Below are 24,594 nucleotides of genomic sequence, written 5' to 3'. Positions count from 1 at the left end.
TTCCGCTGTTCTCGCTGACTCTTGCGGCCTTGACCGCTAGTCTCCGACGAGTGGGGGCCCCTTCACGCCGTCAAGGAGTGGGGGACACCGGGCGAGCGTGTTGCTCGTGGCCCCCCAGGTGTGGGGCGACTAGGTTCCTCACCGGTCCGTATCCGACAGTTCGACATCCGAGGTGACGTAGGCGTGGCTCTTCCGCCCCTTACCCCTGAACAGCGCGCAGCCGCGCTCGAAAAGGCCGCCGCGGCTCGCCGGGAGCGGGCCGAGGTCAAGAATCGACTCAAGCACTCCGGCGCCTCCCTCCACGAGGTCATCAAGCAGGGCCAGGAGAACGACGTCATCGGCAAGATGAAGGTCTCCGCCCTGCTCGAGTCGCTGCCGGGCGTGGGCAAGGTCCGCGCCAAGCAGATCATGGAGCGACTCGGTATCTCCGAGAGCCGCCGCGTGCGCGGCCTCGGGTCCAACCAGATCGCCTCGCTGGAGCGTGAGTTCGGCAGCACCGGCAACTGAGTCCGGACCACTCCGGGTTTGCTGGAATAATCGCCGCATGGCTGCAACACCCCGGGGGACGACCCCCGTGCCCCCGGATTCACGTCCGCGGCTGACCGTGCTCTCCGGCCCCTCCGGGGTCGGCAAGAGCACGGTCGTCGCTCATATGCGCAAGGAACACCCCGAGGTCTGGCTCTCGGTGTCGGCGACGACCCGCAGGCCCCGGCCGGGCGAGCAGCACGGGGTCCACTACTTCTTCGTCACCGACGAGGAGATGGACAAGCTGATCGCCAACGGCGAGCTGCTGGAGTGGGCCGAGTTCGCCGGCAACCGCTACGGCACGCCCCGCGCGGCCGTGCTGGAGCGACTGGAGGCGGGCGAGCCGGTGCTGCTGGAGATCGACCTCCAGGGCGCCCGGCAGGTCCGCGACTCCATGCCGGAGGCCCAACTGGTGTTCCTCGCGCCTCCCTCCTGGGAGGAGCTGGTGCGCCGGCTCACCGGCCGGGGCACCGAGCCGCCCGAGGTCATCGAACGCCGTCTCGCGGCGGCCAAGGTGGAGCTGGCGGCCGAGCCCGAGTTCGACAGCACCCTGGTCAACACCTCCGTCGAGGACGTGGCGCGCGAGCTGCTAGCCTTGACGGACGTCGTGTGATCGCATCCGGTCACTGAGACTGATTCTTTCCCATCCATCGGAAGGTAGAGCGTGTCCTCTTCCATCTCCGCGCCCGAGGGCATCATCAACCCGCCGATCGACGAGCTCCTCGAGGCCACCGACTCGAAGTACAGCCTCGTGATCTACGCGGCCAAGCGGGCCCGCCAGATCAACGCGTACTACTCGCAGCTCGGCGAGGGTCTCCTGGAGTACGTCGGTCCCCTCGTCGACACGCACGTCCACGAGAAGCCGCTCTCGATCGCCCTGCGCGAGATCAACGCCGGGCTGCTGACCTCCGAGGCCGTCGAAGGCCCCGCGCAGTAGCGCGTCGGCAGTCGCGCATCGCGCAGTAGTATTTTCAGCTCGACGCTGACTTTTCCACAGGCCCGGCAGCACGTCTGCCGGGCCTGTGGTGTGTGATGGGGGTCGTACGTTTTCCGAGGTCCGGGGAGAGACGGTGGACAAGCCCAAGGTCGTCCTGGGGGTGAGCGGCGGCATCGCCGCCTACAAGGCATGTGAGCTGCTGCGCCGGTTCACCGAGTCCGGGCACGACGTCCGCGTCGTTCCCACCGCCTCCGCACTGCACTTCGTTGGCGCCGCCACCTGGTCGGCCCTCTCCGGCAACCCGGTCTCGACCGAGGTCTGGGACGACGTCCACGAGGTCCCGCACGTCCGCATCGGACAGCACGCCGACCTCGTCGTCGTCGCCCCCGCCACGGCCGACCTGCTCGCCAAGGCCGCCCACGGCCTCGCCGACGACCTCCTCACCAACACCCTGCTCACCGCCCGCTGCCCGGTCGTCTTCGCCCCCGCGATGCACACCGAGATGTGGGAACACCCGGCCACCCGGGAGAACGTGGCGACGCTGCGCCGCCGCGGCGCCGTCGTGATCGAACCGGCCGTCGGCCGCCTCACCGGCGTGGACACCGGCAAGGGCCGCTTCCCCGACCCCGCCGAGATCTTCGAACTGAGCCGCCGCGTGCTCGCCCGGGGCGTGCCCGAGCCCGACCTGGCCGGCCGGCACGTCGTCGTCACCGCCGGCGGCACCCGCGAACCCCTCGACCCGGTCCGCTTCCTCGGCAACCGCTCCTCGGGCAAGCAGGGCTACGCGCTCGCCCGCACCGCCGCCGCCCGGGGCGCCCGGACCACCCTCATCTCGGCGAACGCGGCGCTGCCCGACCCGGCCGGCGTCGACCTGGTCACCGTCGGCACGGCCGAGGAACTGCGCGCGGCGGTGCTGGCCGCCGCCGGGGACGCCGACGCGGTCGTGATGGCCGCCGCGGTCGCGGACTTCCGGCCCGCCGCCTACGCCGCCGGGAAGATCAAGAAGAAGGACGGCCAGGAACCCGAGCCCATCGCCCTGGTGCGCAATCCGGACATCCTCGCCGAGATCTCCGCGCGCCGCGCCCGGCCCGGCCAGGTCGTCGTCGGCTTCGCCGCCGAGACCGACGACGTCCTCGCCAACGGCCGCGCCAAGCTCAAGCGCAAGGGCTGCGACCTGCTCGTCGTCAACGAGGTCGGCGAGCGCAAGACCTTCGGCGCCGAGGAGAACGAGGCCGTCGTGCTCGGCGCCGACGGCACCGAGACCCCCGTCCCGCACGGCCCCAAGGAGGCCCTGGCCGAGACGGTCTGGGACCTGGTCGCGGCCCGCCTCGACTGAGCGTCCAGCCCGGTTCGAGGCTCCCTCCCGTCCCTTCGGGTCACACTCGTGGCGCGCACATTCCTCCGTGGCGCCCCTGGCCAAGGGAGCCGCTCATTGGGCAGAATGCGCGTGCCGCAGGTCACAGCCTTCTTGAGAGTCGAGACGGGTGGGCCCGCGACCGAGCGCGACCGATAAACTGTTCTCGGACGTCGCCGGGTGCAGCTCCCCGTGCCGTCCAACCATGATCAGCCAGCAGCCGCTGCAACCCCAGGGAGCGTTGTGTCCCGTCGCCTGTTCACCTCGGAGTCCGTGACCGAAGGTCACCCCGACAAGATCGCTGACCAGATCAGTGACACCATCCTCGACGCGCTCCTGCGGGAGGACCCGACCTCTCGGGTGGCTGTCGAAACCCTGATCACCACCGGCCTGGTCCACGTGGCCGGCGAGGTCACCACCAAGGCCTACGCCGACATCGCCACGCTGGTGCGCGGCAAGATCCTGGAGATCGGCTACGACTCCTCCAAGAAGGGCTTCGACGGCGCGTCCTGCGGCGTCTCGGTGTCGATCGGCGCCCAGTCGCCGGACATCGCGCAGGGCGTCGACACGGCGTACGAGACCCGGGTCGAGGGCGACGAGGACGAGCTGGACAAGCAGGGCGCCGGCGACCAGGGCCTGATGTTCGGCTACGCCTCCGACGAGACGCCGACGCTGATGCCGCTGCCGGTCTTCCTGGCGCACCGCCTGTCCAAGCGCCTCTCCGACGTCCGCAAGAACGGCACCATCCCCTACCTGCGCCCGGACGGCAAGACCCAGGTCACCATCGAGTACGACGGCGACAAGGCCGTCCGCCTCGACACGGTCGTCGTCTCCTCCCAGCACGCCTCGGACATCGACCTCGACTCGCTGCTCGCCCCCGACATCCGCGAGTTCGTCGTCGAGCCCGAGCTGAAGGCGCTGCTGGAGGACGGCATCAAGCTCGACACCGAGAACTACCGCCTGCTGGTCAACCCCACCGGCCGCTTCGAGATCGGCGGCCCGATGGGCGACGCCGGCCTCACCGGCCGCAAGATCATCATCGACACCTACGGCGGCATGGCCCGCCACGGCGGCGGCGCCTTCTCCGGCAAGGACCCGTCCAAGGTCGACCGCTCGGCCGCCTACGCGATGCGCTGGGTCGCCAAGAACGTGGTCGCCGCGGGCCTCGCCTCCCGCTGCGAGGTCCAGGTCGCCTACGCCATCGGCAAGGCCGAGCCGGTCGGCCTGTTCGTGGAGACCTTCGGCACCGCCAAGATCGACCAGGAGAAGATCGAGAAGGCGATCGACGAGGTCTTCGACCTCCGCCCGGCCGCCATCATCCGCGACCTCGACCTGCTGCGCCCGATCTACGCCCAGACCGCCGCGTACGGCCACTTCGGCCGCGAGCTGCCCGACTTCACCTGGGAGAAGACGGACCGCGTGGACGCGCTGCGCGAGGCGGCGGGACTGTAGGACCTACGGTTCGCGCGAGGCCCGGTGCCCTTGGGGGCGCCGGGCCTCGCGGCGTTCCCGCTCCGCGTCGGTTGTCAGTGCCGTTTGGTAAGAATGCTGGTGTGAGCAGCGACGACGAGCAGGTGGGCGGGGGCCGGGAGGGGGGGCCGCCCGAGCAGCTCGCGTTGATCCGGGAGAGTGTGCGCAAGGCGTCGGTGCCGCGGGCCAAGCCGCGTACCTGGCGGGGGGCCGAGCTGGCCGGGGAACTGCCGGTCGCGCGGGTGCTCGTCGACAAGGGTGTGCTGCATCTCGACCGGTACTTCGACTACGCCGTGCCCGCCGAGCTGGACGCCGACGCGCAGCCCGGGGTGCGGGTGCGGGTGCGGTTCGGGGCCGGGCGGCACCGGGTCAGGCAGGGGCGGCGCGAGGGCGGCGGGCTCGTCGACGGGTTCCTCGTCGAGCGGCTCGCCGAGTCCGACTACTCCGGGCCGCTGGCCGCGCTGGCGCAGGTGGTCTCGCCCGAGCCGGTGCTCGACGCGGAGCTGCTCGGGCTCGCGCGGGCCGTCGCCGACCGGTACGCGGGCAGCCTCGCCGACGTGCTGCAACTGGCGGTGCCGCCGCGCAACGCCCGCGCCGAGCGGCGGCCGTCGCCCGCGCCGCTGCCCGCGCCGCCCGCCCCCGAGGCGGGGAGCTGGGAGCGGTACGAGCGCGGGGCGGGGTTCTTGGCGGCGCTGGCCTCCGGCGGCTCGCCGCGTGCCGTGTGGAACGCGCTGCCGGGACCCGAGTGGAGTGAGGAGCTGGCGCGGGCCGTGGCCGCGACGCTGGCCTCCGGGCGCGGCGCCCTCCTCGTCCTGCCGGACGGGCGGACGGTCGCCCGGGTCGACGCCGCGCTGACCGCGCTGCTGGGGGAGGGGCGGCACGCGGTGCTCACCGCCGACGCGGGGCCCGAGAAGCGGTACGCGCAGTGGCTGGCGGTGCGGCGGGGGGCCGTACGGGCGGTGATCGGGACGCGGGCGGCCATGTTCGCCCCCGTCCGGGACCTCGGGCTGGTCGCGCTCTGGGACGACGGCGACGACAGCCACAGCGAGCAGCACGCCCCGCAGCCGCACGCCCGCGAGGTGCTGCTGCTGCGGGCGGCGCAGGACGGGTGCGGGTTCCTGCTGGGCAGCGTCGGGTGCACGGTCGAGGCCGCCCAGTTGGTGGAGACGGGCTGGGCCCGGCCGCTGGTCGCCTCCCGGGAGCGGGTGCGGGCCGCCGCGCCGCTGGTGCGGACCGTCGGCGACGGTGACCTCGCCCGGGACGAGGCCGCCCGCGCCGCGCGCCTGCCCACCCTGGCCTGGCAGGCCGTCCGGGAGGGCCTGCGGCACGGGCCGGTGCTGGTGCAGGTGCCGCGGCGGGGTTATGTACCGAGGCTGGCGTGTGCGGCGTGCCGGGCGCCGGCGCGGTGCCGGCACTGCTCCGGGCCGTTGGAGGGGCAGGAGTCGGGGGCGGCGCTGCGCTGCGGGTGGTGCGGGCGCGAGGAGAGAAGCTGGCACTGTCCGGAGTGCGGGGGGTTCCGGCTGCGGGCCCAGGTCGTCGGGGCCCGGCGGACCGCCGAGGAACTGGGGCGCGCCTTCCCCGCCGTACCGGTGCGCACTTCGGGGCGGGAGCATGTCCTGGACACGGTGCCGGGGGCGCCCGCGCTCGTGGTGAGCACCCCGGGCGCGGAGCCGGTCGCCGAGGGCGGGTACGCGGCGGCGCTGCTCCTCGACGGCTGGGCGATGCTCGGGCGGCCCGACCTGCGGGCCGGTGAGGACGCTCTGCGGCGCTGGATGGCGGCGTCCGCGCTGGTCCGGCCGCAGTCGGCGGGCGGCACCGTGGTCGTCGTCGCGGAGCCGACCCTGCGGCCGGTGCAGGCGCTGGTCCGCTGGGACCCCGTCGGCCACGCCGTACGGGAGCTGGCGGAGCGGGCCGAACTGGGGTTTCCGCCGGTGTCGCGGATGGCCGCGGTCTCCGGGCCCGGCGAGGCGGTGGCGGAGTTCCTCGGCACGGTGGAACTGCCGGGCGAGGCCGAGGTGCTGGGGCCCGTGCCGATGCCGGTCACGGCTCCCGGCGGGGCGCGGCGGCCGGGGGCGCCGCCGCCCGGTGAGCACTGGGAGCGGGCGCTGGTACGGGTGCCGCCGGGGCGCGGGGCGGCCCTGGCCGCCGCGCTGAAGTCCGCGCAGGCGGCGCGGATGGCCCGGGGGGGTGCGGAGGCGGTGCGGGTACGGGTGCGGATCGATCCGCCGGATATCGGGTGACGGGGGTGGTCGGGCGCGGGTCGCTGCCGTCGGGGGTGTGAGGGTTGCGGGCGAGGGCGAGGGCGAGGGGGCGGGGGTGGGTGGGGATCGGTCCGTCGGGTGTGGGGCGCGGTCGCGGGGTGGTGCTGGTGCGTCGGCTTGCGGTTGCGGCGCGGGGGCGGGTGGGGATCGTGTGGGGCGCCGGTCGCGGGTGGGGGTGATGCGTCGGCGGGCGGTCGCGGTGCGGGTGTTCGGGGGTGGGTATGCCGCTGCCCTCCCGGGAGGGGTGGGAGGGCAGGGCCGTGCGGGGCGCGGGTCAGCCGTTGCGGGGGGCCGGGAAGGCGGTCGGCCTGGTCTCGTTGCGGAGGGACGGGCTGCCGGCCGTCGGCTGGGTCGGCATGGAGCGGGCGGCGGGGACAGTGGGGACCGGGGAGATGCCGCCGCCCACGTTCACCGGGCGGGCGCCCGGTTCGGGGGCGCACTCGGCTTCCGCAGGGGCGGCCTGGGCGGCGGCCGCGCGGCGGGCGCCGTAACGGCGGTGCACGGCCTGCTTGGTGACGCCGAGGGCGGAGCCCACCGCGTCCCAGGAGAAGCCGAGCGAGCGGTCGAAGTCCACGGCGGCCGTGACCAGGGTCTCGACACTGTCCCGCAGTTCCTGGGCGAGACGGACGGTCGGGGCGGGGGCACGTCCGTAGACGACGAAGCCCGTGGACGGGCCGGAGCGGCGGGGGCGGTAGACGTTGCCCAACTGGGCGGTGAGCGTGCGCAGTGCGTCCACCTGCCGACGGACCCGCTCGATGTCCCGCACCAGCAAGTGCAGGCTGGCCCGAGCCTGGGCGTCGTGGGTTGCGTGGTCGGCCATGAACAAGCCTCTCGAACCGGCGTTGAAAGGAATCGGGCCGCGGCGGGCGGCCCGGGGGTGGTCAACTCTTTCTTGACCAACGCGGGAACGCTCCGCGGGTCACGGGGTGGGGCGTGGGAGGGATGTCTGTGCGCCCCCCTCGGCTTTCGGCCCTCGAGGTCTTTTCTCCCACCCGCGCACGGCCCGTTCACTGTCGGGCAAGAGGCTCGCGTCTCATGCGGGGGCTGGGCGCCGTCGGCGGCTGGGCGCTCCTAGACTGGGGCGCTGACCTGATCGTTTCCGTCCGAGAGGCCGTCCTGCCCATGAAGCTCGTCTTCGCCGGTACCCCCGAGGTCGCCGTTCCCGCACTGGACGCCCTGATCGCCTCCGGGCGGCACGAGGTGGCCGCCGTCGTGACCCGGCCGGACGCGCCGGCCGGGCGGGGCCGCAGGATGGTCGCCTCGCCCGTGGCCGAGCGGGCCGAGGAGGCCGGGATCGAGGTGCTCAAGCCCGCCAAGCCGCGCGACCCCGAGTTCCTGGAACGGCTGCGCGGGATCGCGCCCGACTGCTGCCCCGTCGTCGCCTACGGGGCCCTGCTGCCCCGCGTCGCCCTCGACATCCCCGCCCACGGCTGGGTCAACCTGCACTTCTCGCTGCTGCCCGCCTGGCGCGGGGCCGCGCCCGTGCAGCACGCCGTCATGGCCGGGGACGAGATCACCGGGGCCTCCACCTTCCTGATCGAGGAGGGGCTGGACTCGGGGCCGGTGTACGGGACGATCACCGAGACGGTCCGGGCCACCGACACCAGCGGCGACCTGCTGACCCGGCTCGCGCTCGCGGGCGCCGGGCTGCTCGCCGCGACCATGGACGGCATCGAGGACGGCTCCCTGAAGGCCGTACCGCAGCCCGCCGACGGGGTCAGCCTCGCCCCCAAGGTCAGCGTCGAGGACGCCCGCGTCGACTGGGCCGCCCCCGCGCTGCGCGTCGACCGCGTGGTGCGCGGCTGCACCCCGGCGCCCGGCGCCTGGACCACGTTCCGCGGCGAGCGGCTCAAGCTCGTGCAGGTCACCCCCGTGACCGGGCGGACCGACCTGGCCCCGGGCGAACTGTCGGCCGGCAAGAACGACGTGTACGTCGGCACCGGCTCGCACGCCGTCGAGCTGCTGTGGGTGCAGGCGCAGGGCAAGAAGCCGATGCGGGCGGCGGACTGGGCGCGCGGGGCCCGTATCGCCGAGGGCGAGCGGCTCGGCGGCTGACCGGCGGCGTAGGCTGGCGGGGACGTTTCGTCCCACACCCGGAGCACCTTGCACGTGAGCGACCAGCCGCGCCGACCCCACAAGACCGGCAAGCCCGGTAAGACCGGCAAGCCCTACCGGCGGCCCCAGAAGGACCCCGTCCGCATCCTCGCCTTCGAGGCGCTGCGGGCGGTGGACGAGCGGGACGCCTACGCCAACCTCGTCCTGCCGCCGCTGCTGCGCAAGGCCCGGGAGAAGGGTGACTTCGACACGCGGGACGCGGCCCTGGCCACCGAGCTGGTGTACGGGACGCTGCGCCGGCAGGGCACGTACGACGCCGTGATCGCGGCCTGCGTGGACCGGCCGCTCAGGGAGGTGGACCCGCCCGTCCTGGACGTGCTCGGCCTCGGGGTCCACCAACTGCTCGGCACCCGCATCCCCAGTCACGCCGCCGTCTCCGCCACGGTGGAGCTGGCGCGGGTGGTGCTCGGGGACGGGCGGGCCAAGTTCGTCAACGCCGTGCTGCGCAAGGTCGCGCGGCACGACCTCGACACCTGGCTGGAGAGGGTCGCGCCGCCCTACGACGAGGACCCCGAGGACCACCTGGCCGTGGTGCACTCGCACCCGCGCTGGGTCGTCTCCGCGCTGTGGGACTCGCTCGGCGGCGGCCGGGCCGGCATCGAGGAACTCCTCGCCGCCGACAACGAGCGGCCCGAGGTGACGCTGGTCGCCCGGCCCGGCCGGTCCACGGCCGGGGAACTCCTCGGCGAGCCCGCCGCCGTGCCGGGGCGCTGGTCGCCGTATGCCGTGAAGCTGGCCGAGGGCGGCGAGCCGGGGGCCGTCGAGGCGGTCCGGGAGAACCGGGCCGGGGTGCAGGACGAGGGCAGTCAGCTCGTCGCGCTGGCCCTGGCCGCCGCGCCCCTGGAGGGGCCCGACCGGCGCTGGCTCGACGGCTGCGCCGGGCCCGGCGGGAAGGCCGCGCTGCTCGGCGCGCTGGCCGCCGAGCGCGGTGCCTTCCTGCTCGCCTCCGAGAAGCAGCCGCACCGCGCCGGGCTCGTCGCCCGGGTGCTGGACGGCAACCCGGGGCCGTACCAGGTGATCGCCGCCGACGGCACCCGGCCGCCGTGGCGGCCCGGCAGCTTCGACCGGGTCCTGGTCGACGTGCCCTGCACCGGGCTCGGCGCGCTGCGCCGCCGACCCGAGGCGCGCTGGCGGCGCCGGCCCGAGGACCTGGACGGCTTCGCGCCGCTCCAGCGCGGGCTGCTGCGCAGTGCCCTGGAGGCCGTACGGGTCGGCGGCGTCGTCGGCTACGCGACCTGCTCGCCGCACCTCGCGGAGACCCGGGCGGTGGTGGCCGACGTGCTCAAGCAGTTCCCCGACACCGACCTCATCGACGCCCGGCCGCTGCTGCCCGGCGTACCCGACCTGGGCGACGGACCGGACGTCCAGCTCTGGCCGCACCTGCACGGCACGGACGCCATGTACCTGGCGCTGATCCGCCGCACCGGCTAGGAGAAGGACGCCCGGACCCGCCGAAGGGACGCGGGGGCCGCCCGCCCGGCCCCCGACCACCCGCACCCGGACGACCGCCCCCGCCTCCGAAGGGGCGCGGGGAACTGCGCACCCAGCCCCCGACCACCCGCGCCCGGACGACCAGACCCGCCCCCCTCCGCCCCCGACCCCTCCGCCCCCGACCCCGCCCCTTCCACCCCCGTCCCCGCCCCGCCCCCGGGAGACCGATGCCCCGCACCCCCGCAGGGCATGGCAGGCTTGGGGCATGGCCGTGCAGATCAACCCCAGCATCCTGTCCGCCGACTTCGCCCGCCTCGCCGACGAGGCGAAGGCGGTCGAGGGAGCCGACTGGCTCCACGTCGACGTGATGGACAACCACTTCGTGCCCAACCTGACGCTCGGCGTGCCGGTCGTGGAATCCCTGGCGCGGGCGACGGACACCCCGCTGGACTGCCATCTGATGATCGAGGCCCCCGATCGCTGGGCGCCCCAGTACGTCGAAGCGGGGGCCGGTTCCGTCACCTTCCACGTGGAGGCCGCCGCCGCTCCGGTGCGGCTCGCCCGCGAGATCCGCGCCAAGGGCGCCCGCGCCTCCATGGCCCTGAAGCCGGCGACGCCGATCGAGCCGTACGAGGACCTCCTGCCCGAACTCGACATGCTGCTGATCATGACGGTTGAGCCGGGCTTCGGGGGGCAGGCGTTCCTCGACATCATGCTGCCCAAGATCCGCCGCACCCGTGAGCTGATCACCAAGCACGGCCTCGAACTCTGGCTCCAGGTCGACGGCGGGGTCTCCGCCTCGACGATCGAGCGCTGCGCGGAGGCCGGCGCCGACGTCTTCGTGGCGGGTTCGGCCGTCTACGGGGCATCGGACCCGGCCGAGGCGGTACGTGCATTGCGCACGCAGGCGGCGGCCGCCACGGCCGGGGCGTCCTGGGCCTGCGCCCACTGAAGAACGACAAGTGAACGGCTCCCATCAGGGCTGATCACGCGCGCCGGATCTGCGAGGATGAAGGCGAATCCAGAGTGTGAACAGCCGCGTAAGTGAACAGCAGTGAGGAGATCGCCGTGTCGGGTATGTCGGCGGGCCGGTCAGCCATGCGGATGGGACCCGCTGAGCTGGTGCAGGCGGCGGCCATGGCCCGCCGCTTCTACCTCGAGGGCAAATCCAAGATCCAGATCGCGGAGGAGTTCGGCGTCAGCCGCTTCAAGGTGGCCCGGGTCCTGGAGACCGCTCTCGAACGGGACCTCGTACGGATCGAGATCCGGGTGCCGGCCGAGCTGGACGCCGAGCGCTCGGACGCGCTGCGCGCCCGGTACGGCCTGCGGCACGCGGTCGTGGTGGAGTCCCCGGCGGACGCCGAGGAGAACCCCGATCCGGAGAACCTGGGGGAGGTGGCCGCCGACCTGCTCGGCGAGCTGGTCGACGAGGGGGACGTGCTGGGCCTGGCCTGGGGCCGGTCCACCATCCACATGGCGGCGGCCCTGGACAAGCTGCCGCCCTGCACGGTGGTGCAGTTGACCGGGGTGTACGACGCCGGGACCGCCGAGCGCGGCTCGGTCGAGGCGGTGCGCCGCGCCGCCCAGGTCTCCGGCGGCGACGCGCACCCCATCTACGCGCCGATGCTGCTGCCGGACGCGGCGACCGCGACCGCCCTGCGCCACCAGACGGGCATCGCGCGGGCCTTCGAGTACTTCGACAAGGTCACCGTCGCCTGTGTCTCCATCGGCTCCTGGGAACCGGGCATCTCCACCGTGCACGACATGCTCAGCGACGAGGAGCGCGCCCACTACGCCTCGCTCGGCGTCGCCGCCGAGATGTCCGCGCACCTCTTCGACACCGAGGGCCGCCGGGTCGGACGGGACCTGGGGGAGCGGTGTATCACGGTCACGGCCGACCAGCTCCGCCGCATCCCCGAGGTGGTGGCGATCGCGGGCGGGCAGCGCAAGGCGCCGGCCATCGACGCGGTGCTGCGCTCGGGCCTGGTCACCAGCCTGGTCACCGACACCTCCGCCGCCGACTACCTGATGGCGGCCGGTCCCGCGCCCAAGTCCGCGCTCAACCGGGCCGACCCCGACGGCATCTGACGGTACGTCAGAAGAAGGCGGTACGCAGATGACGGACGACCCGGCCGGCCGGATCGTGCTCACGCTGGACCTGGACGGGGTCACGGACAAGGCGGGCCTGATGGACCGCTGCGCCCGTGACCTGGCCCTGCCCGACTGGTTCGGCCGCAACTGGGACGCGCTCGCCGACTGCCTCGCCGACCCCGCGCTCTGGCCGGAGCGGGCCGCCGACCGGGGCCTGCTGGTCGTCGTACGGGGCTGGCGGGCCTACGCCGAGGCGCGCCCCGAGGAGTGGCAGGTCGCCGAGGAGGTCTTCGCCGAGGCGACCGACCGGGGCCCCGGGCTGTTCGTGACCCTGGGTCCTGGAGGAACCTCCGAGACCCCCTCCGACCAGCCTGGATGATCTGCCCGGGGCGTGCGGGGCCCCGGTCGTGGGAGGATGAAGTACGTGCTCTTTCCCCCTGGCTGACCTGTCCGGGGGCCACCTCTGATCGACTGGGATGTGCAGCACGTGCGTTTCCTCAACGACATCCAGCCCTCGTACGACCTGACGTACGACGACGTCTTCATGGTGCCGAGCCGTTCGGCCGTGGGTTCCCGGCAGGGCGTGGACCTCAGCTCGCCGGACGGCACGGGCACCACGATCCCGCTGGTCGTCGCCAACATGACCGCCATCGCGGGACGCCGCATGGCCGAGACGGTGGCCCGGCGCGGCGGCCTGGTGGTCATCCCGCAGGACATCCCGATCGAGGTCGTCACCGAGGTCGTCTCCTGGGTCAAGAGCCGCCACCTGGTCCTGGACACCCCCATCGTGCTGGCCCCGCACCAGACCGTCGCCGACGCCCTCGCCCTGCTGCCCAAGCGGGCGCACAACGCCGGGGTCGTGGTCGACGCGGACGGCAAGCCGGTCGGCGTGGTCACCGACACCGACCTGACCGGCGTGGACCGCTTCACCCAGCTCGAAGCGGTCATGTCCAAGGACCTGCTGCTGATCGACGCGGACGTCGACCCGCGCGAGGCGTTCCACATCCTCGACACCGCCAACCGCCGCTACGCCCCCGCCGTGGACGGCGCCGGCCGCCTGGCAGGCATCCTCACCCGCACCGGCGCCCTGCGCGCCACCCTCTACACCCCCGCCGTCGACGCCCGGGGCAGGCTGCGCATCGCCGCGGCCGTCGGCATCAACGGCGACGTGGCGGGCAAGGCCGAGCAGTTGCTGGACGCGGGCGTGGACACCCTCGTCATCGACACCGCGCACGGCCACCAGGAGTCGATGATCAGCGCCGTCAAGCTGGTCCGCGCCCTCGACCCGCGGGTGCCGATCGTGGCGGGCAACATCGTCTCCGCCGAGGGCGTCCGCGACCTGATCGAGGCGGGCGCCGACATCGTCAAGGTCGGCGTCGGGCCCGGCGCCATGTGCACCACCCGCATGATGACCGGCGTCGGCCGGCCCCAGTTCTCCGCCGTCCTGGAGTGCGCCGCCGAGGCCAAGAAGTACGGCAAGCACGTCTGGGCCGACGGCGGCATCCGCCACCCCCGCGACGTGGCCATGGCCCTCGCGGCCGGCGCGTCCAACGTGATGGTCGGGTCCTGGTTCGCCGGCACCTACGAGTCGCCGGGCGACCTCCAGCACGACGCCGACGGCCGCCCGTACAAGGAATCCTTCGGCATGGCCTCCGCGCGTGCGGTGCGCAACCGCACCTCGGAGGAGTCGGCGTACGACCGCGCCCGCAAGGCGCTGTTCGAGGAGGGCATCTCCACCTCCCGGATGTTCCTCGACCCGGCCCGCCCCGGCGTCGAGGACCTGATCGACTCGATCATCGCGGGCGTCCGCTCCTCCTGCACCTACGCCGGCGCCGCCTCCCTGGAGGAGTTCGCCGAGAAGGCCATCGTCGGCATCCAGAGCGCGGCCGGCTACGCCGAGGGCAAGCCGCTGCACGCGAGCTGGGTCTGACCGGCCGCCGTCCGCAACGGCCGGCACACCGCGCGCAACGAACACCCGCCCGCCGGGCACAGACGCAACGATTCCGCGGCGATGCGCAAGGCTGCTGCGTTACGGGTGCGATGCCCTGCTCATAGAGTTCCGCGCTGTACGTGGCGTGGCGGGGACCCCGCTCGGTGGGCCCCCGTTCGCGCTGGACCCCACCGCTCCCCGCCGCCGCCCCCACCGCAGCGACGAAGGAGTCCCTCCGCGTGTGGATGATGGGCAGCCTGTCCACGGTCACCTGGGTGGTCCTCGGTGTCCGGATGGCCGTCGGGCTCGTGTTCTACTTCCTCTACGGCTACCGCCGCTCCCGACCGGCCATCTCAGAAGCGAAGTGAACCACCCGCAGTGCTGAACGATCTCGACGAACGCATCGTGCACGCCCTCGCCGAGGACGCCCGCCGCTCCTACGCCGACATCGGACAGGAGGTCGGCCTCTCCGCGCCCGCCGTGAAGCGGCGCGTGGACAAGCTGCGCGCGACCGGCGCCATCACCGGATTCACCGTCCGGGTCGACCCGCTCGCCCTCGGCTGGCAGACCGAGGGCTTCGTCGAGATCCACTGCCGCAGCAACACCTCGCCGGAGACCATCCAGCGGGGTCTGGAGCGCTACCAGGAGGTGGTGGCCGCGTCCACCGTCACCGGGGACGCGGACGCCATCGCCCAGGTCTTCGCCTCCGACATGCGGCACTTCGAACGGGTCCTGGAGCGGATCGCCGGGGAGCCCTTCGTGGAGCGCACCAAGTCCGTCCTGGTGCTCTCCCCGCTGCTGCGCCGCTTCTCCTCAGGGTCGCCGGCCTGAGCCGTCCCGCTCGGCGCGGCGGCGGACGCCCGCGAGCAGCCGGGGCACGCCGACCGCGTGCCCGCCGCTGCCGATGACCAGCAGCCGGTAGAGCGCGCCGAACGGGCCGGGGAAGCGCCCCCGCGTCTCGGCCCGCAGTCGGGTCCGCGGGCCTGCCGCGTCGAACCGGAAGACCAGGGCGTACGTGGAGAACCGGTGCCGTCCGGCCAGCACCAGCTCCCGGCCCGGATCGGCGGCGGCCACCCGGAAGCCGGGGAACACCGACCCCCGGGCCGGCGGCCTCGGTCCCGACGCCGAGCGGTCGGCGCAGCCGACCAGCCGCGCGTACGCGGTGGCCCCCGCGCCCGAGAAGGCGCCGTCCAGGGCCTCGCCGAGCGCGCGCCACACGGCGTCCGGCGGCGCCTCGACGTCCGTGGCGTGCTCGTCGACGTACGGCAGTGCGGTGATGTCCATGGGTCCCTCCCCGTCGGCCCGCGCCGGGCGAAAATCCCGGCACCATCCGCCCGTACCCGGCTAGCATCGGCGCCATGATCTGGCGACATTGATCCACCAGCGCCGCCTCCCGAGGACCGCCCCGGACGCCGTACTCCCGGCATCCGATCCGTCCCCGCGGGAAGGCACCATGACTCTCTCATCCGCGCCCGAGCCCGTCACCGGCGGCCTGCGGCGTCTGACGAGCACGCTCTACACGTACGCGTTCTGCGACGAGTTCGTCCTGCTCTACCCGGTGTACGCGCTGCTGTTCAGCGACACCGGGCTGTCCGTGTGGCAGACGTCCTCCCTCTTCGCCCTGTGGTCCCTGACCGGCGTCCTCCTGGAGGTCCCCTCCGGCGTCTGGGCCGACGCCGTCTCCCGGCGCCTGCTGCTGTGGCTCGGCCCGCTGCTCACCGCCGCGGGCTTCGCGCTGTGGGTGCTGGTGCCGTCCTACCCGGCGTTCGCGCTCGGCTTCGTGCTGTGGGGCGCCGGCGGGGCGCTCGGGTCCGGCGCGCTGGAGGCGCTGGTCCACGACGAACTGGACCGGCTCGGCGCGGCCGGCCGCTACGCCGCTGTCATGGGCCGGGCCCGCGCGGCCGGGCTGGTGGCGACGATGGCGGCGATGGGCGCCGCCGGGCCGGTGTTCGACCGGGGCGGCTACCTCGCCGTGGGCGCGGCCAGCGTGCTGGTCTGTCTGCTGGCGGCGGGCGTGGCGACCCGGTTCCCCGAACACCGCGAGCCGTCCGCGAGGGGCGGGGGACGGGCGGGCGGCCTGCGCGCCGGGCTCGCCGAGGCACGCGCCGACCGGTCCGTGCGCGGAGCGCTGCTGCTGGTCCCGGCGGTGACCGCGGTGTGGGGCGCGCTCGACGAGTACGCCCCGCTGCTGGTCCGGGACACCGGGGTGGCCGCCGGGACGGTGCCCTGGCTGCTGCTGGTGATCTGGGCCGGGGCCACGGCCGGCGGTCTGCTGGCCGGACCCGCCGAACGCCTCGGCACGGCCGGGTTCGCCGCGCTGCTCACCGGCGCGGCGCTGGCCCTCGCCACGGGCGCGCTGCTGGGCACGCCCGCCGGACTCGTCCTGGTCGGCGTCGCCTTCGGCGGTTTCCAACTGGCGACCGTCCTCGCCGACGCCCGCCTCCAGGGGCGGATCGACGGCACCGGCCGCGCCACCCTGACCTCGGTCGCCGGCCTCGGCTCGGAACTGGCCACCTTCGCGGTGTACGCCGCCTACGCGGCCCTGGCCACCTCCGCCGGCCACGCCACCGCGTTCGCGTGGGCGGCGGTGCCGTACGCGGTGGCGGCGGTGCTCCTCGCGGCGAGCGGGCGCCGGTCCGGCGCCGGCCGGGGCGGGGCGCGCAATGAATCGCCGGACAGCGCCGCGAGGACGCAATGAACCGTCCGGCCGCGCGCAACGGCTGCCGCTTGTTGCGGGCGGACCGGCGCCCGTACCGTCTATCTGGCCCCCGACCCCCTCCGCCCACCGGTGAGGAACACCCATGCGCACCGCCCTGCTCCAGAGCTCCGGTCGGCCCGGATCGCCCGCCGAGAACCTGAAGGCGCTCGACGCGGCCGCGGGCCGGGCCGCCGCCGCGGGCGCGGGGCTGCTGGTGGCGCCGGAGCTGTTCCTGACCGGGTACGCGATCGGCGACGCCGTCGGCCACCTGGCCGAGCCCGCCGACGGCGAGGCCGCCGACGCGATCGCGGATACCGCCGGCCGGCACGGCCTCGCCGTCGCCTACGGCTACCCCGAGCGGGACGGCGACGCCGTCTTCAACTCCGTCCAGTTGATCTCCGCCGACGGCGCCCGGCTGGCCAACTACCGCAAGACCCACCTCTTCGGCCGCTTCGAACGCGACCACTTCACCCCCGGCGGGCGGCCCGTCGTCCAGGCCGAGCTGGACGGTCTGACCGTCGGCCTGATGATCTGCTACGACGTGGAGTTCCCGGAGAACGTCCGGGCGCACGCCCTGGCCGGCACCGACCTCCTGCTGGTGCCGACCGCGCAGATGCACCCGTTCCAGTTCGTCGCCGAGTCGGTCGTACCGGTGCGGGCCTTCGAGAACCAGATGTACGTGGCGTACGTCAACCGGGTCGGCCGGGAGGGCGAGTTCGAGTTCGTCGGGCTCTCCACCCTGGCCGGACCGGACGGCGTCGCCCGCACCCGCGCCGGGCGCGCCGAGGAACTCCTCCTGGCCGACGCCGACCCGGCCTTCCTCGCCGCCTCCCGCGCGGCCAACCCGTACCTGGGGGACCGCCGCCCCGGCCTCTACGGGTCCCTCGTCTGACACCCCCCGCAACGCCTGTGCAAGGAGTCCGCACCCCATGACGTCCACGGTGCCCAACGCCGTCGAGCACACCGACGAGCAGCAGCCGCCGATCACCATGTTCGGCCCGGACTTCCCGTACGCGTACGACGACTACCTCGCCCACCCGGCGGGCCTCGGCCAGATACCCGCCACCGAGCACGGCACCGAGGTCGCCGTCATCGGCGGCGGCCTGTCCGGCGTCGTCGCCGCCTACGAGCTGATGAAGATGGGCCTCAAGCCCGTCGTGTACGAGGCCGACCGGATCGGCGGCCGGCTGCGGACCGTCGGCTTCGAGGGCGCGGGCACCGAAGGGCTGACCGCCGAGATGGGCGCGATGCGCTTCCCGCCCTCCTCCACCGCCCTCCAGCACTACATCGACCTGGTGGGCCTGGAGACCCGGCCGTTCCCCAACCCCCTCGCGGAGGCGACGCCCTCCACCGTCGTCGACCTCAAGGGCGAGTCGCACTACGCCGAGACCCTCGACGACCTCCCGCAGGTCTACCGCGACGTCGCCGACGCCTGGGGCAGGTGCCTGGAGGAGGGCGCCGACTTCTCCGACATGAACCGCGCCCTGCGCGAGCGGGACGTCCCCCGCATCCGCGAGATCTGGTCGAAGCTGGTGGAGAAGCTCGACAACCAGACCTTCTACGGCTTCCTGTGCGAGTCGGAGGCGTTCAAGTCCTTCCGGCACCGCGAGATCTTCGGCCAGGTCGGCTTCGGCACCGGCGGCTGGGACACCGACTTCCCCAACTCGATCCTGGAGATCCTCCGCGTCGTCTACACCGAGGCCGACGACCACCACCGGGGCATCGTCGGCGGCTCCCAGCAGTTGCCGCTGCGCCTGTGGGAGCGCGCGCCCGGGAAGATCCTCCACTGGCCGTACGGCACCTCGCTGGCGAGCCTGCACCAGGGCGGCGAGCCCCGCCCGGCCGTGACCCGCCTCGGCCGCACCGCCGGCAACCGCATCACCGTCACCGACGCACGCGGCGACATCCGCACCTACCGGGCGGCCGTCTTCACCGCCCAGTCCTGGATGCTGCTGTCGAAGATCGCCTGCGACGACGCGCTCTTCCCGATCGACCACTGGACCGCGATCGAGCGCACCCACTACATGGAGTCCAGCAAGCTGTTCGTGCCGGTGGACCGGCCGTTCTGGCTGGACAAGGACGAGCGGACCGGCCGGGACGTCATGTCGATGACGCTCACCGACCGGATGACCCGGGGGACGTACCTGCTGGACGACGGCCCGGACAAGCCGGCCGTGATCTGCCTGTCGTACACCTGGTGCGACGACAGCCTGAAGTGGCTGCCGCTGTCCGCGCACGAGCGGATGGAGGTGATGCTGAAGTCGCTCGGCGAGATCTACCCGAAGGTCGACATCAGGAAGCACATCATCGGCAACCCGGTGACCGTCTCCTGGGAGAACGAGCCGTACTTCATGGGCGCGTTCAAGGCCAACCTGCCCGGCCACTACCGCTACCAGCGGCGCCTGTTCACCCACTTCATGCAGGACAAGCTGCCCGAGGACAAGCGGGGCATCTTCCTGGCCGGGGACGACATCTCCTGGACGGCCGGCTGGGCGGAGGGCGCCGTACAGACCGCGCTGAACGCGGTGTGGGGCGTCATGCGCCACTTCGGCGGGGCCACCGACCCGGCCAACCCCGGGCCCGGCGACCGGTACGACGAGATCGCGCCCGTGGAACTCCCCGAGGACTAGGGAGTTCCCCCGGCCGGCTCGCCGCCCCCGGGTGTCAGGGGCCGGGCCCGGGGTCGGGCCGGACGGAGTGGTCCAGGCCGGCCCGCGCCGCCTCCAGTTGGGCGGCGAAGGCGATGCCCAGGAACAGCGCGACGCCGGTGATATTGGCCCACAGCAGCAGGGCCACGAACGCCGTGAGCGGTCCGTACACCGCGCCGAAGGAACCGCTCTTGGCGACGTACAGGGTCAGCAGCCAGGTGGCGCCGACCCACAGCACCAGGTGTACGGCCGAACCGAAGGCCAGCCAGGTGTAGCCCGGCTGGTCGCGCCGCGGCGACCAGCGGAAGATGACCGCGGAGGCGATCCAGGCGAGCACCGCGCCCAGCGGCAGGCGCACGGCCGGCCACCAGGCCGGCATCCCCTGCCAGCCGAACGCCTGCGCCGTCGACCGGCCCACCGCCTCGCCCGCCACCAGGACGAGGAAGCCGAGCACCATGGGGACACCCGCGGCGAAGGCCAGCAGCAGGGCCCTGCCGTACTTGGCCGGGAAGGGCCGGTCGCGTTCGATGCCGTAGATCCGGTTGGCGCCGCGCTCCACCTGGCCCATGGCGGAGGCCAGGTTGAGCACCGCGACGGCGAGGCCGAGCCAGAGCGCGATCGTGCTCCACACGTCGGAGTGGGCACTGCGCCGGGTCCCGGCCAGCGCCTCCTCGACCACCTCGGCGCTGGCGCCGGGCACGATCCGGCCCGCCGTCAGCTCGATGATCCTGCCGACGCTCTCCGTGTGCGCGGCGGTGGCGACCCCCGCCAGGGCGATCGTGAAGGGCACCATGCCCAGCACGATCTGGAAGCCGAGGCCCCGGGCGTTGGTGAAGCCGTCGGCGTACCGGAACCGCGCGAACGCGTCGGCCAGCAACCGCACCCCGCCGTAGCGGCGCAGCGCGGCGAGGGCCTCGTCGCCGGAGAGTTCCTCGCCGATCATGTCCCGCGTCTGCGGAACGTGTGTGACCGTCCCCATCGTCTGCGTCTCCCTCGTCCCCTCGCTCCGGCACACCGTGTGCCCGGCCGCGCCCGTTGCAGGCGTACGCGCGTGCGGTCGGCCGCGCCGGGGCACCCCGCTGCCGTGTGCCGCCGCCCGGTGCGTCCGCCGCCGGAGCCGCGCGGCGGGGGAGTGTCAGCGGGCCCAGGCCGGCAGGGGAGTCAGCAGCAACCGGCCCGCGAAGCCGGCCGCCGTGTCGAGCCGGTCGGCGAACTCCCCGGCCAGCTCCGGCAGCCGGCGCAGCGCCCACAGGGCGCGGGCCGCCGCCCAGGCACCGTCGCGGGCCCGCTCCAGGCTCCAGCAGCCCAGCAGATGGGCCAGCGGATCGGCGATCCGGAGCAGGTCCGGTCCCGGCGTCAGCTCCTCCCGGACGCGTTCCTCCAGCGTCACCAGGAGGTCGCCCACCCGCTCGAACTCGTCCTCCAGGTCGGCCGGTTCGCAGCCCAGCGCGCGGCAGGTGTCCACGACGGCCAGCGCGAGGTCGTGGCCGATGTGCGCGTTGACCCCGGCGAGGGCGAACTGCAGCGGACGTACCTGGGGATGGCGGCGGAACTGGAACAGGGGCCGCCAGCAGGCGGGCGGCGGGTCGTCCCGGCCGGCCGCGTCGACGGCGGCCAGGTACCGCTCGGCGAACCGCACGTCCAGCGCGCTCGCGGCCCGCGCGTCCGGGAACCGCCCGGTGCCGATGCCCCGGCCGACCGCCTCGGTGACGGCCAGGTACACCCGGTTGAAGACCGCGATCCCGTCCCGGGCCGGCAGCGCGCCGTCCAGGGCGCGCATCCGGGAGATGACGGTGTCCACCGACTCGGCGGCGGGGTCGTGGTGCTCACAGTGCGCCATGGGGGCAGAGTCGCAGCTCCACCGGCGCCGGGACAGCGGCGGGCGGGGTGCTTCCCCGGTTCGGGCGAACGCCCCGGCCGCCCGCCCTCCTCTACCGCGCGCTCTGGTCGTACGTCGACGTGCCCTCGTCGAGCAGCGGCTGCTGCGTCTTGAGGTGTGCCGGGGCGAAGGCGCGCAGCGCGTGGTAGCCGGTGATGACGACCAGCGTGCCGAGCGCGATGCCGCTGAGGGAGAAGGTGTCGGTGAACTTCATGCTGACGTTGCCGACGCCGATGATGATGCCCGCGGCGGCCGGGACGAGGTTCAGCGGGTTGCGCAGGTCGACCTTGGCGTTGAGCCAGATCTGCGCGCCGAGCAGGCCGATCATGCCGTACAGGATGACGGTGATGCCGCCGAGGACGCCGCCCGGGATGGCGGCCACCACCGCGCCGAACTTGGGGCAGAGGCCGAACAGCAGCGCGAAGCAGGCGGCGGCCCAGTACGCGGCCGTCGAGTAGACGCGGGTCGCGGCCATCACGCCGATGTTCTCGGAGTACGTGGTGTTGGGCGGGCCGCCGACCGCGGTGGACAGGATGGAGCCGACGCCGTCGGCGGAGATCGCGGTGCCGAGCTTGTCGTCGAGCGGGTCGCCGGTCATCTCGCCGACCGCCTTGACGTGCCCGGCGTTCTCGGCGACCAGCGCGATGACGACCGGGAGGGCGACCAGGATCGCCGACCACTGGAAGGTGGGCCCGTGGAAGGAGGGCAGCCCGACCCAGTCGGCCCGGCCGACGGCGGAGAAGTCCAGCCGCCAGTGGTCGGTGACCTTGCCGCTGCCGTCCACCGAGTGGATGCGCCCGAAGACCCGGTCGAGGAGGAACGAGAGGACGTACCCGAAGACCAGGCCCAGGAAGATCGCGATGCGGGACCAGAAACCGCGCAGGCACACCACGGCCAGACCGGTGAACAGCATCACCAGCAGGGCCGTCCACTGGTCCTGCGGCCAGTAGGTGGAGGCGGTGACCGGGGCCAGGTTGAAGCCGATCAGCATCACCACCGCGCCGGTGACCACCGGCGGCATCGCGGCGTGGATGATCCGCGCCCCGAACCGCTGCACCGCGAGCCCCACCAGGAACAGCGCCACGCCCACCACCAGCACCGCGCCGGTCACCGTGGCGCTGGTGCCGCCCTGCGCCCGGATCACCGCGGCGACACCGACGAAGGAGAGCGAGCAGCCGAGATAGCTCGGCACCCGGCCGCGGGTGGCCAGCAGGAAGATCGCGGTCGAGACACCCGACATCATGATCGCCAGGTTGGGGTCCAGACCCATGAGCACCGGGGCCACGAACGACGCCCCGAACATGGCCACCACGTGCTGGGCGCCGAGCCCGGCCGTGCGGGGCCAGGAGAGCCGTTCGTCGGGGCGGACCACCGCTCCGGGAGCGGGCGTCCGCCCGTCACCGTGCAGCTTCCAGCGGACGCCGAGATCCATGGGGTGTCGCTTTCGTCGTTCGTGCAGCGTGTCCGCACCATTGTCGGGGCTGGCCGGGGATGCTCCACACCGGCCGGCGTCCGGTCGCGGGGTGTGCCGGAGGGCTGGACCGGGGCTTGCCTAGGATGAGCGCGCGCCGCCGGTCGTTGTAGGCGGCAATCACCTCGTACGTCCCAGGAGCACCGCCCATGACCGCCGAAGCCCCGGCCGCCCCTGCCCCGACCCACGGCAGGCTGGTCCCCGTCACCGTCCACTTCGACGACCTGGACGCCCTGGGCCTGCTGCACAACGGCCGCTACCCCGTGCTGGTCGAGCGGGCCTGGACCGAGCTGTGGCAGGCGCACGGCTTCCGCTTCGAGGGCGACTGGGCGGCGGCCGGCGACGCCTGCAACGCCGTCAAGGAACTGCGGATCACCTACGAGGCGCCGGTCACCCGGCCGGGCGCGTACGCCGTCCACCTGTGGCTGGAGCGGCTCGGCCGGACCGGGCTGACGTACGGCTTCCGGTTCTGCTCGGCGGACGGGGCGGCCACCTACGCCCACGGCACCCGGGTGCTGGTCAGGCTGGACGCGCAGACGCTGCGCCCCGCGCCGTGGAGCGAGGCGTTCAGGGCCGTCGGCCAGGGACTGCTGCGTCCGGCCGGCTGATCTTCGGACGGTCCCGGTCCCCGGCGCGCAGCACCCCGGCGAACGCCGCCAGGCCGCAGGACAGCACCGTCACCAGACCGAAGGACACCACCAGGCTGGTCGCCTGCGCCAGCGTGCCGATCGCACTGGGCGCGACCAGCCCCGAGGTGTACGTGATGGTCGCCACGCCCGCGATGGCGAGCGAGGGGTTGGCGCCGCTGCGGCCCGCCGCCGCGAAGCACAGCGGCACGACCACGGCGATGCCCAGGCCCATCAGGGCGAACCCGCTCATCGCCACCGCCGGACTGCCGCCGACGACGATGAGCACCCCGCCGAGGGTGGCCAGCGCGCCGCTGACCCGGACCGTGCGCACCGAACCGAACCGGTCCACCACCTTGTCGCCCGCGAACCGGGCCAGCGCCATGGTCAGCGTGAAACCGGTGGTGCACGCCGCCGCCAGCCCGGCCGAGGTCTCCAGCTCGTCCTTGAGGTAGACCGCCGACCAGTCCAGGCTCGCGCCCTCGGCGAACACCGCGCAGAACCCGATGGCGCCGATCAGCAGCGCCGAGCGGGGCGGCAGCGCGAACCGCGGCGGCGGGTCCTCGTCCTCGGCGGGCTGGAGGTCCAGCACCCACGCGCACGCCACCAGGCCGGCCACGGTCAGCACCGCGGCGGCCAGCGCGTGGTGCAGCCGGGCGTCCGAACCGAGGTGGGCGGCGAGCGTGCCGGCCGCCGAACCGATCAGGGCGCCGGCGCTCCACATGCCGTGCAGCCCCGACATGATCGACTTGCCGAGACGATTCTCCACCTCGACGCCGAGCGCGTTCATCGCCACGTCCGACATGCCCGCCGTGGCGCCGTAGACGAACAGGGCGAAACAGAGGGTGAGCAGGTTCGGGGCGATCGACGGCAGGGTCAGCGCCAGGGTCCACAGCGCCAGCAGCCCGCGCAGGGCCGTACGGGCGCCGAAGCGGTGGCTGATGCCGCCGGCCAGCGGCATGGCGAGCGACGCGCCGAGCGCGGGGAACGCCAGGGCGAGACCCAACTGACCGGCGCTCACCCCGGCGTGATCCTGAATCCAGGGCACGCGGGTCGCGAACGAGCCGGTGACCGCGCCGTGCACCGCGAACACCGCGGCCACGGCGAACCGTGCGCGCCTGACCTCGACCGCCGAGTAGACCACTGCACTCATGTCCG

The 24,594-nt window shown here is 73.8% G+C and carries 23 protein-coding genes and 1 pseudogene; 18 read left to right on the top strand and 6 right to left on the bottom strand.

Translation table 11 applies throughout. The annotated features are described in order from the left end of the window. The first annotated feature begins 183 nt into the window (after nucleotides 1–183). From ACFY32_RS09210 to ACFY32_RS09185, 6 genes are all read left to right on the top strand, one after another. A complete protein-coding gene (locus tag ACFY32_RS09210; protein ID WP_190206445.1) occupies nucleotides 184–507 on the top strand; it encodes an integration host factor in 324 nt (107 codons plus the stop codon). Between the two features lie 37 nt (nucleotides 508–544). Then, nucleotides 545–1,138, top strand: coding sequence for a guanylate kinase (gmk, locus tag ACFY32_RS09205; protein WP_359194104.1), 594 nt, complete (start codon nucleotides 545–547; stop codon nucleotides 1,136–1,138). Nucleotides 1,139–1,189: 51 nt separating this feature from the next. Next, on the top strand, nucleotides 1,190–1,462 hold the full coding sequence (rpoZ, locus tag ACFY32_RS09200) for a DNA-directed RNA polymerase subunit omega (protein WP_003988945.1): 273 nt from the start codon (nucleotides 1,190–1,192) through the stop codon (nucleotides 1,460–1,462). A 133-nt stretch (nucleotides 1,463–1,595) separates the two neighbouring features. Continuing rightward, on the top strand, nucleotides 1,596–2,798 hold the full coding sequence (gene coaBC, locus ACFY32_RS09195; RefSeq protein ID WP_359194101.1) for a bifunctional phosphopantothenoylcysteine decarboxylase/phosphopantothenate--cysteine ligase CoaBC: 1,203 nt from the start codon (nucleotides 1,596–1,598) through the stop codon (nucleotides 2,796–2,798). 261 nt (nucleotides 2,799–3,059) lie between these two features. Beyond that, nucleotides 3,060–4,268: a methionine adenosyltransferase gene (gene metK / locus ACFY32_RS09190; RefSeq protein ID WP_359194098.1), complete on the top strand. Its 1,209-nt coding sequence runs from the start codon at nucleotides 3,060–3,062 to the stop codon at nucleotides 4,266–4,268. 101 nt (nucleotides 4,269–4,369) lie between these two features. Continuing rightward, nucleotides 4,370–6,526 (top strand): primosomal protein N', encoded by a 2,157-nt coding sequence (locus ACFY32_RS09185; RefSeq protein WP_359194096.1) that lies wholly within the window; start codon nucleotides 4,370–4,372, stop codon nucleotides 6,524–6,526. Between the two features lie 295 nt (nucleotides 6,527–6,821). On the opposite strand, the gene ACFY32_RS09180 is transcribed toward ACFY32_RS09185, so the two are convergent. After that, on the bottom strand, nucleotides 6,822–7,367 hold the full coding sequence (locus ACFY32_RS09180) for a hypothetical protein (protein ID WP_390673803.1): 546 nt from the start codon (nucleotides 7,365–7,367) through the stop codon (nucleotides 6,822–6,824). A gap of 302 nt (nucleotides 7,368–7,669) precedes the next feature. Between ACFY32_RS09180 and fmt the strand changes: the two genes are divergently transcribed. From fmt to ACFY32_RS09140, 8 genes and pseudogenes are all read left to right on the top strand, one after another. Then, nucleotides 7,670–8,602, top strand: coding sequence for a methionyl-tRNA formyltransferase (fmt, locus tag ACFY32_RS09175; protein WP_359194090.1), 933 nt, complete (start codon nucleotides 7,670–7,672; stop codon nucleotides 8,600–8,602). 54 nt (nucleotides 8,603–8,656) lie between these two features. Further along, nucleotides 8,657–10,093, top strand: a complete 1,437-nt coding sequence (locus ACFY32_RS09170) for a transcription antitermination factor NusB (RefSeq protein ID WP_359194088.1) — start codon at nucleotides 8,657–8,659, stop codon at nucleotides 10,091–10,093. A 265-nt stretch (nucleotides 10,094–10,358) separates the two neighbouring features. Then, nucleotides 10,359–11,045 carry a ribulose-phosphate 3-epimerase gene (gene rpe / locus ACFY32_RS09165; RefSeq protein WP_359194085.1) on the top strand — a complete coding sequence of 229 codons (687 nt, stop codon included), beginning with the start codon at nucleotides 10,359–10,361 and terminating at the stop codon, nucleotides 11,043–11,045. 92 nt (nucleotides 11,046–11,137) lie between these two features. After that, the gene (locus ACFY32_RS09160) at nucleotides 11,138–12,181 is read left to right on the top strand and encodes a sugar-binding domain-containing protein (RefSeq protein WP_359194082.1); all 1,044 of its coding nucleotides are present in this window, start codon (nucleotides 11,138–11,140) and stop codon (nucleotides 12,179–12,181) included. Between the two features lie 28 nt (nucleotides 12,182–12,209). After that, nucleotides 12,210–12,563, top strand: a complete 354-nt coding sequence (locus tag ACFY32_RS09155) for a barstar family protein (RefSeq protein ID WP_359194079.1) — start codon at nucleotides 12,210–12,212, stop codon at nucleotides 12,561–12,563. 108 nt (nucleotides 12,564–12,671) lie between these two features. Continuing rightward, nucleotides 12,672–14,114, top strand: coding sequence for a GuaB1 family IMP dehydrogenase-related protein (locus tag ACFY32_RS09150; RefSeq protein WP_390673910.1), 1,443 nt, complete (start codon nucleotides 12,672–12,674; stop codon nucleotides 14,112–14,114). 239 nt (nucleotides 14,115–14,353) lie between these two features. Next, nucleotides 14,354–14,482, top strand: a pseudogene (locus tag ACFY32_RS09145) (amino acid permease C-terminal domain-containing protein); the annotation flags it as partial. Nucleotides 14,483–14,492: 10 nt separating this feature from the next. Then, entirely contained in the window at nucleotides 14,493–14,945 is a 453-nt protein-coding gene (locus tag ACFY32_RS09140) for an Lrp/AsnC family transcriptional regulator (RefSeq protein ID WP_190206460.1), read from the top strand. On the opposite strand, the gene ACFY32_RS09135 is transcribed toward ACFY32_RS09140, so the two are convergent. Beyond that, complete coding sequence (locus tag ACFY32_RS09135) at nucleotides 14,928–15,398, bottom strand: hypothetical protein (RefSeq protein ID WP_390673802.1); 471 nt, start codon at nucleotides 15,396–15,398, stop codon at nucleotides 14,928–14,930. The genes ACFY32_RS09140 and ACFY32_RS09135 overlap by 18 nt on opposite strands. Before the next feature lie 169 nt (nucleotides 15,399–15,567). Between ACFY32_RS09135 and ACFY32_RS09130 the strand changes: the two genes are divergently transcribed. The 3 genes from ACFY32_RS09130 (at nucleotide 15,568) to ACFY32_RS09120 (ending at nucleotide 19,442) form a co-directional block, all read left to right on the top strand. Then, nucleotides 15,568–16,812: an MFS transporter gene (locus tag ACFY32_RS09130; protein WP_390673801.1), complete on the top strand. Its 1,245-nt coding sequence runs from the start codon at nucleotides 15,568–15,570 to the stop codon at nucleotides 16,810–16,812. Between the two features lie 103 nt (nucleotides 16,813–16,915). Next, on the top strand, nucleotides 16,916–17,704 hold the full coding sequence (locus tag ACFY32_RS09125) for a carbon-nitrogen hydrolase family protein (RefSeq protein WP_359194073.1): 789 nt from the start codon (nucleotides 16,916–16,918) through the stop codon (nucleotides 17,702–17,704). Nucleotides 17,705–17,741: 37 nt separating this feature from the next. After that, nucleotides 17,742–19,442, top strand: a complete 1,701-nt coding sequence (locus tag ACFY32_RS09120) for a flavin monoamine oxidase family protein (RefSeq protein WP_390673800.1) — start codon at nucleotides 17,742–17,744, stop codon at nucleotides 19,440–19,442. Between the two features lie 34 nt (nucleotides 19,443–19,476). Here the strand turns inward: ACFY32_RS09120 and ACFY32_RS09115 are convergent, their stop codons facing one another. The 3 genes from ACFY32_RS09115 to ACFY32_RS09105 form a co-directional block, all read right to left on the bottom strand. After that, entirely contained in the window at nucleotides 19,477–20,439 is a 963-nt protein-coding gene (locus tag ACFY32_RS09115; protein WP_359194066.1) for a YihY/virulence factor BrkB family protein, read from the bottom strand. Between the two features lie 156 nt (nucleotides 20,440–20,595). Further along, on the bottom strand, nucleotides 20,596–21,300 hold the full coding sequence (locus tag ACFY32_RS09110; RefSeq protein ID WP_390673799.1) for a DUF5995 family protein: 705 nt from the start codon (nucleotides 21,298–21,300) through the stop codon (nucleotides 20,596–20,598). Between the two features lie 91 nt (nucleotides 21,301–21,391). After that, nucleotides 21,392–22,771: a solute carrier family 23 protein gene (locus ACFY32_RS09105; protein ID WP_359194060.1), complete on the bottom strand. Its 1,380-nt coding sequence runs from the start codon at nucleotides 22,769–22,771 to the stop codon at nucleotides 21,392–21,394. 188 nt (nucleotides 22,772–22,959) lie between these two features. On the opposite strand from ACFY32_RS09105, the gene ACFY32_RS09100 reads away from it, so the two are divergent. Then, the gene (locus tag ACFY32_RS09100) at nucleotides 22,960–23,418 is read left to right on the top strand and encodes a hotdog domain-containing protein (protein WP_359194057.1); all 459 of its coding nucleotides are present in this window, start codon (nucleotides 22,960–22,962) and stop codon (nucleotides 23,416–23,418) included. Here the strand turns inward: ACFY32_RS09100 and ACFY32_RS09095 are convergent. After that, complete coding sequence (locus ACFY32_RS09095; RefSeq protein WP_359194054.1) at nucleotides 23,378–24,589, bottom strand: MFS transporter; 1,212 nt, start codon at nucleotides 24,587–24,589, stop codon at nucleotides 23,378–23,380. The genes ACFY32_RS09100 and ACFY32_RS09095 overlap by 41 nt on opposite strands. Nucleotides 24,590–24,594: the final 5 nt, after the last annotated feature.

It is taken from the genome of Streptomyces sp. NPDC000134 (assembly GCF_042899225.1).
Lineage (GTDB): Bacteria > Actinomycetota > Actinomycetes > Streptomycetales > Streptomycetaceae > Streptomyces.
The sequence above is the reverse complement of the archived record's forward strand: the minus strand, read 5'-3'. Positions and strand labels throughout refer to the sequence as shown.